Origin of the sequence: Mariniflexile fucanivorans (assembly GCF_004341235.1) — a bacterium.
In the GTDB taxonomy this organism is placed as follows: Bacteria; Bacteroidota; Bacteroidia; order Flavobacteriales; family Flavobacteriaceae; genus Mariniflexile; species Mariniflexile fucanivorans.
Map to the genome: position 1 here is coordinate 215916 of NZ_SLUP01000005.1, position 14738 is coordinate 230653.

16 protein-coding genes are annotated in these 14738 nt (G+C 34.7%); 11 read left to right on the forward strand and 5 right to left on the reverse strand.

Annotation, left to right across the window (positions count from 1 at the left end; translation table 11 throughout):
- Positions 1-42 precede the first annotated feature (42 nt).
- Entirely contained in the window at positions 43-1020 is a 978-nt protein-coding gene (locus EV196_RS11665; protein WP_132217938.1) for a pyruvate dehydrogenase complex E1 component subunit beta, read from the reverse strand.
- Between the two features lie 159 nt (positions 1021-1179).
- On the opposite strand from EV196_RS11665, the gene EV196_RS11670 reads away from it, so the two are divergent.
- The 6 genes from EV196_RS11670 to EV196_RS11695 all read left to right on the forward strand — a co-directional run bounded on the left by EV196_RS11670 (position 1180) and on the right by EV196_RS11695 (position 6751).
- A complete protein-coding gene (locus EV196_RS11670; RefSeq protein ID WP_132217939.1) occupies positions 1180-1926 on the forward strand; it encodes an electron transfer flavoprotein subunit beta/FixA family protein in 747 nt (248 codons plus the stop codon).
- Between the two features lie 77 nt (positions 1927-2003).
- Positions 2004-2963, forward strand: coding sequence for an electron transfer flavoprotein subunit alpha/FixB family protein (locus tag EV196_RS11675; RefSeq protein ID WP_132217940.1), 960 nt, complete (start codon positions 2004-2006; stop codon positions 2961-2963).
- Positions 2964-3083: 120 nt separating this feature from the next.
- The gene (locus EV196_RS11680) at positions 3084-3707 is read left to right on the forward strand and encodes a bifunctional nuclease family protein (protein ID WP_132217941.1); all 624 of its coding nucleotides are present in this window, start codon (positions 3084-3086) and stop codon (positions 3705-3707) included.
- 18 nt (positions 3708-3725) lie between these two features.
- Entirely contained in the window at positions 3726-5252 is a 1527-nt protein-coding gene (locus tag EV196_RS11685) for a NupC/NupG family nucleoside CNT transporter (RefSeq protein WP_132217942.1), read from the forward strand.
- Positions 5253-5413: 161 nt separating this feature from the next.
- Positions 5414-6238, forward strand: a complete 825-nt coding sequence (locus EV196_RS11690) for a thymidylate synthase (RefSeq protein ID WP_132217943.1) — start codon at positions 5414-5416, stop codon at positions 6236-6238.
- A gap of 3 nt (positions 6239-6241) precedes the next feature.
- A complete protein-coding gene (locus EV196_RS11695) occupies positions 6242-6751 on the forward strand; it encodes an energy transducer TonB (protein WP_132217944.1) in 510 nt (169 codons plus the stop codon).
- A gap of 61 nt (positions 6752-6812) precedes the next feature.
- Here the strand turns inward: EV196_RS11695 and EV196_RS11700 are convergent, their stop codons facing one another.
- A complete protein-coding gene (locus tag EV196_RS11700) occupies positions 6813-7109 on the reverse strand; it encodes an isoamylase early set domain-containing protein (RefSeq protein ID WP_132217945.1) in 297 nt (98 codons plus the stop codon).
- Between the two features lie 303 nt (positions 7110-7412).
- Between EV196_RS11700 and EV196_RS11705 the strand changes: the two genes are divergently transcribed.
- Positions 7413-8303, forward strand: coding sequence for a dihydrofolate reductase (locus EV196_RS11705; protein ID WP_132217946.1), 891 nt, complete (start codon positions 7413-7415; stop codon positions 8301-8303).
- Positions 8304-8337: 34 nt separating this feature from the next.
- On the opposite strand, the gene EV196_RS11710 is transcribed toward EV196_RS11705, so the two are convergent.
- Positions 8338-8517 carry a hypothetical protein gene (locus tag EV196_RS11710; RefSeq protein WP_132217947.1) on the reverse strand — a complete coding sequence of 60 codons (180 nt, stop codon included), beginning with the start codon at positions 8515-8517 and terminating at the stop codon, positions 8338-8340.
- Positions 8518-8685: 168 nt separating this feature from the next.
- On the opposite strand from EV196_RS11710, the gene EV196_RS11715 reads away from it, so the two are divergent.
- The 4 genes from EV196_RS11715 to lspA are packed head-to-tail and all read left to right on the forward strand — an operon-like array spanning position 8686 to position 12262.
- Entirely contained in the window at positions 8686-10242 is a 1557-nt protein-coding gene (locus EV196_RS11715; RefSeq protein ID WP_132217948.1) for an NAD(P)/FAD-dependent oxidoreductase, read from the forward strand.
- 5 nt (positions 10243-10247) lie between these two features.
- Positions 10248-10808, forward strand: a complete 561-nt coding sequence (locus EV196_RS11720; RefSeq protein WP_132217949.1) for a sugar O-acetyltransferase — start codon at positions 10248-10250, stop codon at positions 10806-10808.
- Between the two features lie 42 nt (positions 10809-10850).
- Positions 10851-11732 (forward strand): ACP S-malonyltransferase, encoded by an 882-nt coding sequence (gene fabD / locus EV196_RS11725; protein ID WP_132217950.1) that lies wholly within the window; start codon positions 10851-10853, stop codon positions 11730-11732.
- Positions 11732-12262, forward strand: a complete 531-nt coding sequence (gene lspA / locus EV196_RS11730) for a signal peptidase II (protein WP_132217951.1) — start codon at positions 11732-11734, stop codon at positions 12260-12262. Before fabD ends, lspA begins: the two co-directional genes overlap by 1 nt.
- A 194-nt stretch (positions 12263-12456) precedes the next feature.
- Here the strand turns inward: lspA and galE are convergent, their stop codons facing one another.
- Positions 12457-13482, reverse strand: a complete 1026-nt coding sequence (gene galE, locus EV196_RS11735; RefSeq protein ID WP_132217952.1) for a UDP-glucose 4-epimerase GalE — start codon at positions 13480-13482, stop codon at positions 12457-12459.
- The gene (locus tag EV196_RS11740; RefSeq protein ID WP_132217953.1) at positions 13475-14629 is read right to left on the reverse strand and encodes a DegT/DnrJ/EryC1/StrS family aminotransferase; all 1155 of its coding nucleotides are present in this window, start codon (positions 14627-14629) and stop codon (positions 13475-13477) included. The genes galE and EV196_RS11740 overlap by 8 nt, the downstream gene beginning before the upstream one ends.
- Positions 14630-14738: the final 109 nt, after the last annotated feature.

The window sequence follows — 14738 nt, forward strand, 5'->3', positions numbered from 1 at the left end:
AATATATGCCAATGAAGTTTATATAACGTGAAAATTGTTTTTTTATTTATACAATACTTTTTTTACTGCTTTTATAACCTCATCCTTATTTGGAAGCCACTCTTCAAGTAAAACTGGTGAATAAGCCGCAGGTGTGTCCGCAGTATTTATTCTTACAATGGGTGCATCCAAATAATCGAATGCTTCTGCTTGCACAAAGTAAGTGATTTCTGTTGAAACATTTCCAAATGGCCATGCTTCTTCTAAAATTACCAATCGGTTGGTTTTCTTAACCGATTTCAAAACAGCTTCTTTATCCAAAGGGCGTACGGTACGTAAATCGATAATTTCACAAGAAATACCTTCTTTTTGAAGTTCATCAGCAGCTTTGTAAGCTTCTTTAATGATTTTTCCAAAAGAAACGATAGTAACATCTGTACCTTCGCGCTTAATATCTGCTACACCTATTGGAACAATATATTCTCCTTCTGGCACTTCACCTTTATCGCCATACATTTGCTCACTTTCCATAAAAATAACTGGATCGTCATCACGAATAGCCGCTTTTAATAATCCTTTTGCATCGTATGGATTAGAAGGCACAATTACTTTTAAACCTGGAGTATTAGCAAACCAACTCTCAAAAGCTTGTGAGTGTGTTGCTCCTAATTGTCCTGCAGATCCCGTTGGCCCACGAAAAACAATAGGACATTTAAACTGGCCACCAGACATTTGTCTGATTTTAGCAGCATTATTTATAATTTGATCAATTCCAACAAGCGAAAAGTTAAAAGTCATGTATTCAACTATCGGTCTGTTCCCTGTCATAGTCGAACCTACAGCTATCCCTGCGAAACCAAGTTCTGCAATAGGCGTATCAAGTACACGTTTTGGCCCAAATTCATCTAACATTCCTTTTGATGCTTTGTACGCACCATTATACTCAGCTACTTCTTCGCCCATTAAGTAAACGCTTTCATCTCTGCGCATTTCCTCACTCATTGCTTCACAAATAGCTTCTCTAAATTGAATTGTCTTCATAAATATATTTTAATTCGAATTGCAAAAATAACAATAAATGAGATACCTTTTTAAAAGATTTATTTAAAATTTACTATGCATGCATAGTAAATATTCAGAATAAAATAATTAACTTCGTAGCTTTAATAAATTTACACCCTATTTTAATACCTTATAATTATGAAAATATTAGTGTGCATTAGTCATGTTCCCGACACCACATCTAAAATCAATTTCACTGAAGGTGACAGCAAATTTGACACCAATGGCGTACAATTTGTAATCAACCCAAATGATGAATTTGGTTTAACCCGCGCCATGTGGCTTAAAGAAAAACAAGGTGCTAACGTTACTGTTGTTAATGTAGGTGGTGCAGAAACAGAACCTACTTTACGTAAAGCCTTGGCTATTGGAGCCGATGGTGCCATACGAATTAATACTGCTGCTACCGATGGTTTTTCGGTTGCTAAACAAATAGCACATGTTGCTAAAGATGGTGGTTACGATTTAATTATAGCAGGTCGTGAATCTATAGATTACAACGGCGGCATGGTTCCTGGTATGATTGCAGCTTTAATAAGCGCAAACTTTGTTAATAATTGCATTAATTTAGAAATTGACGGAAACAATGCAACTGCTATTAGAGAGATTGATGGAGGAAAAGAAACCATATCCACATCTTTACCTTTAGTAATTGGTGGCCAAAAAGGATTGGTGGAAGAAAGCGAATTACGCATCCCAAACATGCGAGGTATTATGATGGCGCGTCAAAAACCATTAAATATTTTAGATCCTATTGATGCCAATAACGAAACAACCTCTGTGAAATTTGAAAAACCAGCTCCAAAGGGTGCTGTGAAATTAGTATCGGAAGATAATTTAGACCATTTAATAAGCTTGCTTCATAATGAAGCGAAAGTAATATAAATCCCAATTTTCAAATTCCAAATTCCAGAAATCAACTATTGGAATTTGGTACTTGATTTTTTAATTTTAATTTTATTATGTCAGTTTTAGTATATACAGAATCAGAACAAGGAAAATTTAAAAAAGTAGCTTTTGAAGTCGCTTCGTATGCCAAAGCTGTTGCCGACCAATTAGGAACCACCGTTACAGCCATCACTATAAATGCGAATGATGTTTCAGAATTGGGCAACTACGGTGTTGATAAAGTTTTAAAAGTTTCTAATACAGCGTTAGATAACTTTAACGCCAACGGATATGCCGAAGCAATTAAACAAGCTGCCGAAAAAGAAGGTACGAAAGTAGTTATCTTAAGTTCTAGCGCTAACAGTAAATATGTAGCGCCCCTTTTAGCGGTAGGCTTAAATGCAGGTTACGCTTCAAACGTTATTGAAGCGCCTTCAAACATATCTCCTTTTACCGTAAAACGTCCTGCTTTCACCAATAAAGCGTTTGAAACCTTAACCATAAATACAGATATCAAAATTGTTGGTGTCTCTAATAATTCATATGGTTTAGTTGAAAAAAGTGGTAGCGCTTCCGCGGAAGATTTTTCTCCAACAATTTCAGATTTAGGTGTAAAAGTAGAATCTGTTGACAAAGCTTCAAACCAAGTAAGCATTGCCGATGCCGAAATAGTAGTTTCTGGCGGGCGCGGTTTAAAAGGGCCTGAAAATTGGGGTATGATTGAGGAACTTGCTTCCGTTTTAGGAGCAGCAACAGCCTGTTCTAAACCCGTATCCGATTTAGGCTGGAGACCTCACAGTGAACACGTTGGACAAACCGGAAAACCTGTAGCCGCCAATCTATATATTGCCATCGGTATTTCAGGAGCCATCCAACATCTGGCAGGAATAAACGCTTCCAAAGTAAAAGTTGTAATCAATACAGATCCCGAAGCACCTTTCTTTAAGGCGGCCGATTATGGTGTTGTTGGTGACGCCTTTACGGTAGTACCACAACTTATTGAAAAATTAAAAGCTTTTAAAGCGCAACAATAAATTATTTTTTTATAAATTGTATCGTTTAAAGAACTGCTTAAATTAGCATTATATTTTTAAATCTGCTTTTGCAGTTGGTAAAGTCCTAATTTAAACAGTTCTTTGCGTTTTTATAAATTTATGAGTTTAGTAAGATTAAATATAAAAGGAATATCATATAGCCAAACCCAAAACGGCGCTTACGCATTGATTTTAAACGAAGTAGATGGCGACCGTAAATTACCTATTGTAATTGGCGCATTTGAGGCACAATCCATTGCCATCGCATTAGAGAAAGAAATACGTCCGCCCAGACCTTTAACACACGATTTATTTAAAAATTTTGCCGATAGATTTAATATTGTTGTAAAACAAGTCATCATCCATAAATTAGTTGATGGTGTTTTTTACTCAAGTCTAATTTGCGAACGCGATAAAATTGAAGAAATTATAGATGCCAGAACCAGTGATGCCATTGCATTGGCACTGCGTTTTGATGCACCTATTTTCACCTATAAAAATATTCTTGACAAAGCGGGAATCTATTTAAAAGTCAACCCTAAAAAAGAGGATGAAGATGACGAGGCACAAGATAGCATATTAATGGACGAGTTAATTGCTAATGAACTTGAGCCAAATGCTCCGAAAGAAACTTATAAAGGAAAAACGCTTCAAGAATTACATTCATTACTGGACGAAGCCGTTGCTAATGAAGATTATGAAAAAGCGGCACATATCCGGGACGAAATTTCAAAAAGAGAATAATAATTTACCACATTTCTTATGAAAAAAATATTTTTGTCTATTGCTATAATCTTATTAGCTTTTACATCAACGATAACAGCACAAGACAAAGATAATCCCAAACTTCAAGATACCGTTTTAAATGAAAAAACAGAAGTTTCTTCTTTAAAAAACAACAACACCGATTCTTTAAAAGTTGATACAGAAACAACCCCTTTAGAAACAACCGCTGTAAAATCCAATCCTATTATTATACCAAGTGAAGGTTTCTCTATAAACAGCCTTTGGCGAGGTGCTTTAGGAATGGTTTCTTTGATTTTTATAGCCTTTTTATTTAGCAGCAACCGAAAAGCCATTGATTGGAAAATTGTTGGTATTGGGTTAGCATTCCAACTTTTAATCGCTATTGGCGTTTTAAAAGTTGAATTCATTAAATCTGGTTTCGAATTTGTGGGCGGCCTTTTTGTAAATGTATTAGATTTTACCAGAGCAGGTAGTAAATTTTTATTTGAAGGCTTGGTGGTAGACATGGATACGTTTGGCTTTATATTTGCCTTTCAAGTATTGCCAACTATTATTTTTTTCTCAGCATTAACCTCTGTTTTATTCTATTTAGGCATCATCCAAAAAGTAGTTAAAGCCATGGCTTGGTTACTTTCAAAAGCATTAAAAATTTCTGGAGCCGAAAGTTTAAGTGTTGCAGGAAACATCTTTTTAGGACAAACTGAAGCTCCCCTTTTAATAAAAGCATATTTAGAAAAAATGAACAAATCTGAAATGCTTTTGGTTATGATTGGTGGTATGGCAACGGTAGCTGGTGCTGTATTAGCTGCTTATATAGGTTTTTTAGGTGGAGACGACCCCGTTTTAAGACTGTTTTATGCGAAACATTTATTAGCTGCATCTGTAATGGCGGCACCAGGGGCTATTGTTATTTCTAAAATTTTATATCCTCAAACGGAAAACGTTAACACAGATGTATCAGTGTCTCAAGAAAAAATTGGATCAAACTTTTTAGATGCTATTGCCAATGGAACTACCGAAGGCTTAAAATTGGCCGTTAACGTAGGCGCTATGCTTTTAGTGTTCGTTGCATTTATTGCCATGTTTAATGGTATTTTAGGTTGGGTTGGCGATGTTTCTACACTAAACACATGGGTTGCTGCCAATACAGGCTACCAAAGTCTATCAATAGAACTTATTTTAGGTTATATTTTTGCACCGTTAATGTGGCTTATTGGAGTTGCCAAAGAAGATATGATGATGATGGGACAACTTCTTGGTATAAAAATAGCCGCCAGCGAGTTTATAGGTTACATTCAACTTAGAGATTTAAAAGACATTGCGAATGCTACGCATTTAAATTATGAAAAATCTATTATCATGGCAACATATATGCTTTGTGGTTTTGCGAATTTTGCATCCATAGGTATTCAAATTGGCGGTATTGGTTCATTAGCACCAGGGCAACGTAAAACCTTATCACAATTTGGCATAAAAGCACTTATTGGTGGTAGTATTGCATCTTTAGTTTCTGCTACTATTGCTGGAATGATTATTGGATAATACCTTCCTGCGAAATCAGGAATCTTTTCAGTTTAGTTAATAACTTTCTCATATATTTTAGAGCATTAAGAATAGGGTTTGATCCTTTTTTATATTTTTAACTTCAGAAAATTTAAGTTCAATTTAAAGAGTTTCTTCCCTTTGGGAAGACGGAAGATAGGATGAAGCAATATCACGATTTAGTACAACATGTTTTAGAAAACGGAAACGAAAAAGCAGACCGAACAGGTACGGGCACTAAAAGTGTTTTTGGATACCAAATGCGATTCGATTTAAATGAAGGTTTCCCCATGGTAACCACTAAAAAACTGCATCTAAAATCGATAGTTTATGAATTGCTTTGGTTTTTAAAAGGCGACACCAACATTAAATATCTTACTGAAAATGGCGTTCGCATTTGGAATGAATGGGCTGATGAACATGGCGATTTAGGCCCCGTTTACGGTCACCAATGGCGCAACTGGAACAGCGATGAAATTGACCAAATAAAAGAAGTAGTTGAAACATTAAAAAACAACCCAGATAGCAGACGCATGTTGGTTTCTGCTTGGAATCCATCGGTGTTACCAGACACCTCTAAAAGTTTTAGTGAAAACGTTGCCAATGGTAAAGCAGCATTACCACCTTGCCATGCCTTTTTTCAGTTTTATGTAGCGGAAGGGAAACTGTCTTGCCAACTGTATCAACGCAGTGCCGACATCTTTTTAGGCGTGCCTTTCAACATTGCATCGTATGCTTTATTTACTATGATGATGGCTCAAGTTTGCGGCTATGAAGCTGGCGAATTTATTCACACTTTTGGCGATGCACATATTTACAGCAACCATTATGAGCAGTTGGAATTACAACTTTCTAGAGATGTAAGGCCTTTACCGAAAATGATAATAAACCCTGATGTAAAAGATATTTTCAACTTTACTTTTGAAGATTTTACGTTGGAAGATTATAATCCGCATCCACATATTAAAGGCGTTGTAGCTATATAAAACATGAAGAACTTACTTATTTTATTCTTGCTTATTTTTTATTTTTCAACTTATTCACAAGAAAAAACTGTAGAAGATATTGAATTTATTGAGACGGCTGAAAAAACATTAGATGATATCTCTAACGAAATACCTTTTGCGGTAATAGAAAATGTTCCTGTTTATAAAGGTTGCGATGATTCTATGACAAATACCGAACTTAAAAATTGCATGTCAACATCTATCTCAAAGCATGTTGCCAAAAACTTCAACACAAAAATAGCAAATGGTTTAGGGTTTCCTGATGGAAAAGTAAGAATAAATTTAATTTTTAAAATAGATAGAGAAGGCAATGTGGTCGATATTAGATCTAGAGCACCGCACAAAGCACTGGAAAATGAAGCTATTAGAGTTATTAAATTGATTCCTAGAATGGACAAACCTGGTTATCAAAAAGGGAAACCGGTAACAGTTCCTTATTCATTACCTATTGTTTTCAATATTCAAAACCCTAAAAAGTCTTCAAAAAAATAACCTTACAAAAAAAGCGCTTTCAAAAAATTGAAAGCGCTTTTTTCATTTAATGCAGCTTAGACTAAACAGTTACTACACCGTTATCAGCAGCAGCAAAATCGTTCCATACATAAGCATCGGCTGCATCATCGTTAATAAATGCACCATCTACAATGTATTTAAACTCATATGAGTTGTCTTGATCTAAATCTACAGTACCTTTAAAAGTCCCGTTTTTTAATTTTTTAAGTGGTGCCGCTTTCGCATTCCAATCATTAAAAGTTCCTACAACAGATACTTTTTTAGCATCTTCTGCCAGTATCGAAAATGTTACTTTACATACTGGTTTGCTCTTTAAATATTGTTTCGTAATAGCCATAATTATATTTTTTGTGTTGTTTAATGCTACAAATTTATGAAAGAATTTCCCAGTCAGAGGCATTTAATCTATTAAACAACAAAGAATTGTCAATTTAATAATATCAATTCATGAAAATTTCAAGTTATTAACAATTGCAGCATTTTTGTTGTATTATTATCAATGTGAAATATTTGTTTTTTTATTGATTTCCAGACACTTCAAAACGAAAACGTTTTCGAGAAAACCATTCGAACTAAGATTTTAAATAGACCCCTAAGAATCACTAAAAAGCATTAACTTTGTAAATTATTTTCAAGTATTATGTTCGGCAAAAAGAAAGACATCCCACAAATAGATAAAGACCAATTAGAACTTATTCAAAACGCACAAAAACGCATCAAACAAAAAAAGCGTTTATATATTCATTTTGTTGTATTTTTAATAGGCGCTGTATTTTTAATAATGGCCAATACCGTTTTGGGCATTGGTGAAAATTTTAAAATATTTGAATTAAACTGGTTTGTTTACGCTATTTTTATTTGGTTATTTTTATTTGTTTACCACCTATTTAATGTATTCATCACCCATAAATTTATGGGTAAAGCTTGGGAACAACAACAACTAAACAAGCTGGTTGCTAAACAACAAGCCCGCATTGAAAAGCTTAAACTAGAGTTACCAGAAGATGCCTTATTACTAAAAAAAAAAGTAATTAATAATAAAACGAATCTTACAATAATTGTAGCAGCGGCTGAAAATGATGCTATTGGCAAACACAACAAATTGATTTGGCATATAAGTGACGATTTAAAACGATTTAAAACCCTTACAAGTGGACACCATATCATCATGGGGCGCAAAACATTTGAAAGTTTCCCGAAACCATTACCAAATAGAACGCATGTAGTTATTACCAGAAATCCTAATTACCAAGTTCCCGAAGGCGTTATATTGGTGCATACGTTAGCAGACGCTATTAAAGCCAGTACAAACGATCCGCAACCTTATATAATTGGTGGTGGTGAAATTTACAAACAAGCCATTTTAGTTGCTGATAAAATTGAGCTAACACGCGTACATGAATCGTTTTCTGCCGATACATTTTTCCCTAAAGTTGATACATCAATTTGGAAAGAAACTAACGCCGTTTTTCATAAAAAAGATGATAAAAACGAATTTGATTTTACCTTTTTTACTTATGAAAGAAAATAATTCTTTCACATAAAATAAAGCAAACGAAATTTGTTTAACCTGCTTGCAATTTATCTGCTCCATCTAATAATCCTACCAATTCTTCTGGCTTGTGAATTAATACAGGAATGTGTTGTGGACAAATATAAAATTCGCTTTTCTGATAATAAAATTTTGTAACAGGTGTTTCTTCTGATGATTTTTCGCAAACCAAACATTTTCTTTCTATACTCATAATTTCTAATATTTTAATGGAGATAAAATTATCTTTAATATTTTTATTAAACACTAACTTTTATCATGTTTTATGTTTTATTGCTTTAATTAGTTTTATATTTTTAATTCTAATAACCATCAAAAAATTCTTAAGACCTCCTATCTCAAATTTCATTAATTTTGCAACATGATAAAAGAACTTCAGCTTCGCATTTCACTTAAAGAAGAAGAACGCAGCGATATTTTGCTGCAAAAAGCATCACATATTCTAGATATTGATAAAGAAGATATTACAGGAGTAAAAGTACTTCGAAAATCCATTGATGCCCGAAAACCTAAAATTGTTTTCAACTATAAAATTGCAGTTTATATTCGAGAAGTATTACCAAAAACCTCCGAATATCAATTTGATTATAAAGATGTTTCAAAAGCAAAACCCATACATATTATTGGGTTTGGTCCTGCAGGTATGTATGCCGCTTTGCGTTGTATTGAATTGGGTTTTAAACCCATTGTTTTAGAACGCGGTAAAAATGTAAAAGACCGTCGCAGAGATTTAAAAGCCATTAATCGAGACCATTTTGTAAATGAAGACTCCAATTATTGCTTTGGTGAAGGTGGTGCTGGAACGTATTCTGATGGAAAACTTTACACCCGAAGTTTAAAACGTGGCGATGTGCGCCGTATTTTTGAAAACTTAGTTTATCATGGTGCAACCGATCAAATTTTGGTCGATGCACACCCTCATATTGGCACCAACAAACTGCCTAAAGTGGTTCAAAATATTAGAGAAACCATTTTAAAACACGGTGGCGAAATTCATTTTGAAACACGGGTGACAGATTTCACTATAAAAAACAATAAAATACAAGCCATTCAATTACTAAATGGTAACGAAATGCCTGCCAACCGCGTGATTTTAGCAACAGGACATTCCGCTCGCGATATCTTTTATTTACTTCATAATAAAGAAATTGCTTTAGAAGCCAAGTCGTTTGCTATGGGCGTTCGGGTTGAGCATCCACAACATATTATCGATGCCATTCAATACCATTGTAGTGGTGACCGCCATGAATTATTACCTCCAGCATCATACAGCTTGGTACAACAAGTTAATGATCGTGGTGTGTATTCATTTTGTATGTGTCCCGGCGGATTTATAGTTCCTGCGGCAACAGCAAATGGCGAAGTGGTGGTAAATGGCATGTCGCCTTCAAAACGGAATAATTTATTTGCAAATTCTGGTATTGTTGTTGAAATTGATGTGAACAAAGATTTACCCAAATATGAACAATTTGGCGCACTAAAAGGTTTGGAATATCAAAAAAACTTAGAGCGGATGGCATTTACCGCTGGTGGCAGAAGTCAGGTAGCACCTGCCCAACGATTAACCGATTTTGTTGAAGGACGATTATCGGCAGATTTAAATCCTACTTCTTACCAACCTGGATTAAATTCGGCACCTTTACATTCACTTTTACCTAAATTAATTGGTAGTAGATTACGAAAAGGTTTTGATTCCTTCGGACAAAAAATGAAAGGCTATTATACGTCTGAAGCAAATATTATAGGCGTAGAATCCCGAACGTCATCCCCTGTGTGCATCCCTAGAAATGAAAATTTAGAACATCCACAAATTGAAGGTTTATTTCCTTGTGGCGAAGGTGGTGGTTATGCTGGAGGTATTGTGTCTGCAGCTATGGATGGAGAACGTTGCGCTGAAGCCGCTATAAAAAACCTATAATTTTTATGACTGAAAAAGAAAAGATGTTGGCAGGTGAATTGTACAATCCAACAGATCCTGAATTAGTAAAAGCGCGCCATCGTGCTCGTTTATTATTTCATAAATTTAATGTTCTAAGTGAATTACATTTAGAAGAACGCCAAAAAACGCTTTATCAAATATTTGAAAATGCTGGCGAAAACTTATTTGTAGAACCGCCTTTTCATTGCGATTATGGCAGCAATATTAAAGCAGGAAAAAACCTGTTTATGAATTTTAATTGCTGCATTTTAGACGTTGCTGAAGTTACCTTTGGCGACAACTGCATGATTGGGCCTCATGTTCAAATTTACACAGCCACGCATCCTCTTGAATTTAAAGCTCGTAATAGTGGCAAAGAACTTGCTAAACCAGTTACCATTGGAAATAATGTTTGGATTGGTGGAAATGCCGTAATTTGCCCTGGCGTTGTTTTAGGCAATAATGTAGTCGTTGCCGCTGGGGCTGTTGTTACAAAAAGTTTTCCTGACGATGTCGTTATTGGAGGAAACCCTGCTAAAATTATTAAAACCATTAATAATCTCTAAAATTATAATTCTTACTTTTGCATACTTAAAAACTAATCAACTATGAACGCATATATATTCCCTGGTCAGGGCGCACAATTTACAGGCATGGGTTTAGACCTTTACGAAAACTCACCTTTAGCACAAGAATTGTTTGAAAAAGCAAATACCATATTAGGTTTCAATATTACAGATATTATGTTTGAAGGAACGCCTGAAGCTTTAAAAGAAACCAAAGTAACACAACCCGCCATATTTTTACACTCTGTAATTTTAGCTAAAACCTTAGGTGATAGTTTTAAACCAGATATGGTTGCTGGTCACTCCTTAGGAGAATTTTCAGCATTAGTTGCTAATGGTACTTTAAATTTTGAAGATGGTTTAAAATTAGTATCGCAACGTGCTTTAGCCATGCAGAAAGCTTGCGAATTACAACCAAGTACTATGGCTGCTGTTTTAGGTTTAGAAGATGCTATTGTTGAAAAAATATGTGCTGAAATCGATGGTATTGTAGTAGCCGCTAATTACAATTGCCCAGGGCAATTAGTAATTTCTGGTGATGTTGAAGCTATTAACAAAGCTTGCGAAGCCATGAAAGACGCCGGTGCAAAACGTGCTTTGGTATTGCCTGTTGGAGGTGCTTTTCACTCGCCTTTAATGGAACCTGCTCGTGAAGAACTAGCTGCGGCTATTGAAAACACGACGTTTAGCAAACCAAACTGCCCTATTTACCAAAATGTAACCGCCAATGCAGTTATTGATGAAGCTGCTATAAAAGCTAATTTAATATCTCAATTAACAGCACCTGTACGTTGGACGCAATCTGTACAACAAATGATTACTGATGGTGCTAGGTTGTTTACTGAAGTAGGCCCTGGAAACGTTTTACAAGGCTTAGTAAAAAAAATAAATAGGGAGGCTCAAACGGCTTCTGCAAGTTTATAATGAAGTTCACTAAACGTACCGCTTATATCATTTTAGTAATTGTTGCTACAATTGCTATCGACCAAATTTCAAAAGTTCTGGTTAGAGCAAATATTCAACCACGTACCGATTTTCAACTTGGTGAACGTATTTCGTTAATTGGAGATGCTTTTATTATGATGAATGTTGAGAATTCGGGAGCATTTTTAGGGATGGGTAGCGATTTAAACCCAACACTTAGAATCGTCTTATTACTTATTTTGCCCATTATTGTTTTGGGGTTTGTTTTACGTCATATTTTAAAAGATAAAACTATAGATAACTGGTCGCTTTTTGCTTTCGCTAGTATTATTGGTGGTGGTATTGCAAATGTTTATGATCGTATTATTTACGGTTCGGTAACCGATTTTTTCTATATTGATTTAGGTGGTGTCTTTAGAACGGGGATTTTTAATATGGCTGATTTATCGGTAACAACAGGAATGTTTATCCTATTGTTTGTTAGTTTCGGAAAGAAAAAGAAAAGTGAAGACTTAGAAAAAACAGCTTAAAAAAAGCTATTTAAACTTCATTTCATAAAATACAAAAGAGACTGTCTGAAAAGTGTAATTCTGTGTCATATTGAGCCTGTCGAAATATTTTAACTTACTGATGATCAATATCAGTTTCGACAAGCTCAACCTGACAAAGTAAATACAATACACTTTTCAGACAGCCTCTTTATATATATATTTTCAAAGAAGATTTATTTATTTCCTCTTACTTTTTGTTCCCAATGCCATGCTGAACGCATGGCATCATCTAAAGTTAATTGAGATTTCCAACCTAATTCATCATTTGCTTTTTTAGTATCGGCATACGCTGAAATAACATCACCTTCTCTTCTTCCAACAATTTTATAATTCAACTTTTTACCAGAAACTTTTTCAAAAGAATTTACAACTTCTAATACAGAACTCCCTGTACCTGTTCCCAAATTAAACGTTTCGTAATTCGCTTTGTTTTTGTTTTTCAATAAACGCTCAAGCGCTACAACGTGTGCGTTAGCTAAATCGACTACATGAATATAATCACGAACACAGGTGCCATCAGCAGTAGGGTAATCATCACCAAAAACAGACAATTGTTCTCTTATTCCAATAGCAGTTTGCGTAATAAATGGCACTAAATTTTGAGGTACGCCAATGGGTAATTCCCCAATATTAACCGACTCGTGTGCCCCAACTGGATTAAAATAACGCAATGCAATCGCCTTGAGACTTGGTACTACTTTACAAGTATCTCTAATAATTTCTTCGCCAATTTGTTTGGTATTTCCGTAAGGAGATTCTGCTGCTTTAACAGGTGCATTTTCAGTAATTGGCATTTCATCTGCTTGTCCGTAAACAGTACAAGACGAACTAAAAATAAAACTAGCTTCTGGTAGTTTTTTTAATTCCTTAAGGATATAAACCAAGGTATTAATGTTGTTTTCATAGTACAACAATGGTTCTTTCACACTTTCACCAACGGCTTTACTAGCTGCAAAATGAATTACGCCTTTTATGTCCTTATGTTTAGCAAAAAAAGCTTCAACATCTGGTCTATCTTTTAAATCAAGTTTTTCGAAAATTGGTTTCTTTCCACTTATAGCGGTAATACCATCTAATACGCTTATTGATGAATTCGATAAATTGTCAATAATAACAACTTCATAACCTTCTTTCTGCAATTCTACAACGGTGTGCGAGCCAATAAAGCCCAAACCACCTGTAACTAATATTTTATCCATTTATAAAGTTTATAATTGTTGATGTAATAAATTCAATTTGTTCATCGTCCAATTCGGTGTGCATCGGTAATGAAATAACATCTTTCACCAATTGATTAGTAACCGTAAAATCTGCTTCATTATATCGAGAATCTAAATAAGCTTTTTGTAAATGAAGCGGAATTGGGTAATATACGCCACAAGGAATTGCTTTTTCATTTAAATGCTTTACCAATGCATCTCTGTCAACCCCTAATACGCGCAACGTATATTGATGAAATACATGGCAATCGCAAGTATCGCAAATAGTTTTACAACCGTTTGATAATTTAGGCATGATGATTTTATCGATACCTTCAAAAGCTTTATTATATTTTATTGCTGCTGCTTGTCTAGCTTTATTATAAGTATTTAAATGAGGTAATTTTGCATCTAAAACAGCTGCTTGAATACTATCTAAACGCGAATTGACACCAACAACGTCATGATGATATCGTTCGTACATACCATGATTCACAATACCTCTAATGGTATGTGCTAAAGCATCATCATTTGTAAAAATAGCACCACCGTCTCCATAGCATCCTAAGTTTTTGGATGGGAAAAACGATGTTGAAGCCACATGACCTATAGTGCCTGCTTTCGCTTTATTACCCTCTTTAAACGTGTAAGTTGCTCCAATAGCTTGGGCATTATCTTCAATTACGAATAAATTGTGTGCTTCAGCAATTTCCAAAATAGCTTCCATATTAGCACACTGTCCAAATAAATGTACAGGTACTATCGCCTTGGTTTTCGGCGTTATAGCTTTTTTTATGGCTTCAATATTTATGTTGAAATCATCTTCATTAACATCTACAAGTACAGGTGTTAATTGTAAAAGCGCGATAACCTCAACGGTGGCAGCAAATGTGAAATCGGCAGTAATAACTTCATCACCAGGTTTTAAACCTAAACCCATCATGGCAATTTGTAACGCATCGGTACCATTAGCACATGGAATGACGTGTTTTACCCCTAAATATTGCTCCAAATTCTTTTGAAATTGATGCACTTTAGGCCCATTTATATAAGATGTTGTTTCTAAAACTTCTTGGATAGATGTGTTAACTACCTCTTTAATGTTGTCGTATTGACCTTTAAGGTCGACCATTTGAATTTTCTTCATCTAAAATTGTAACTAATACGAAGTATGTATTAAGATTTTATAAGTTACGAAATTACAAAATTTGTACACGGTAACCAATGAATTTATTTTAAAGAAATGTATTTTAGCT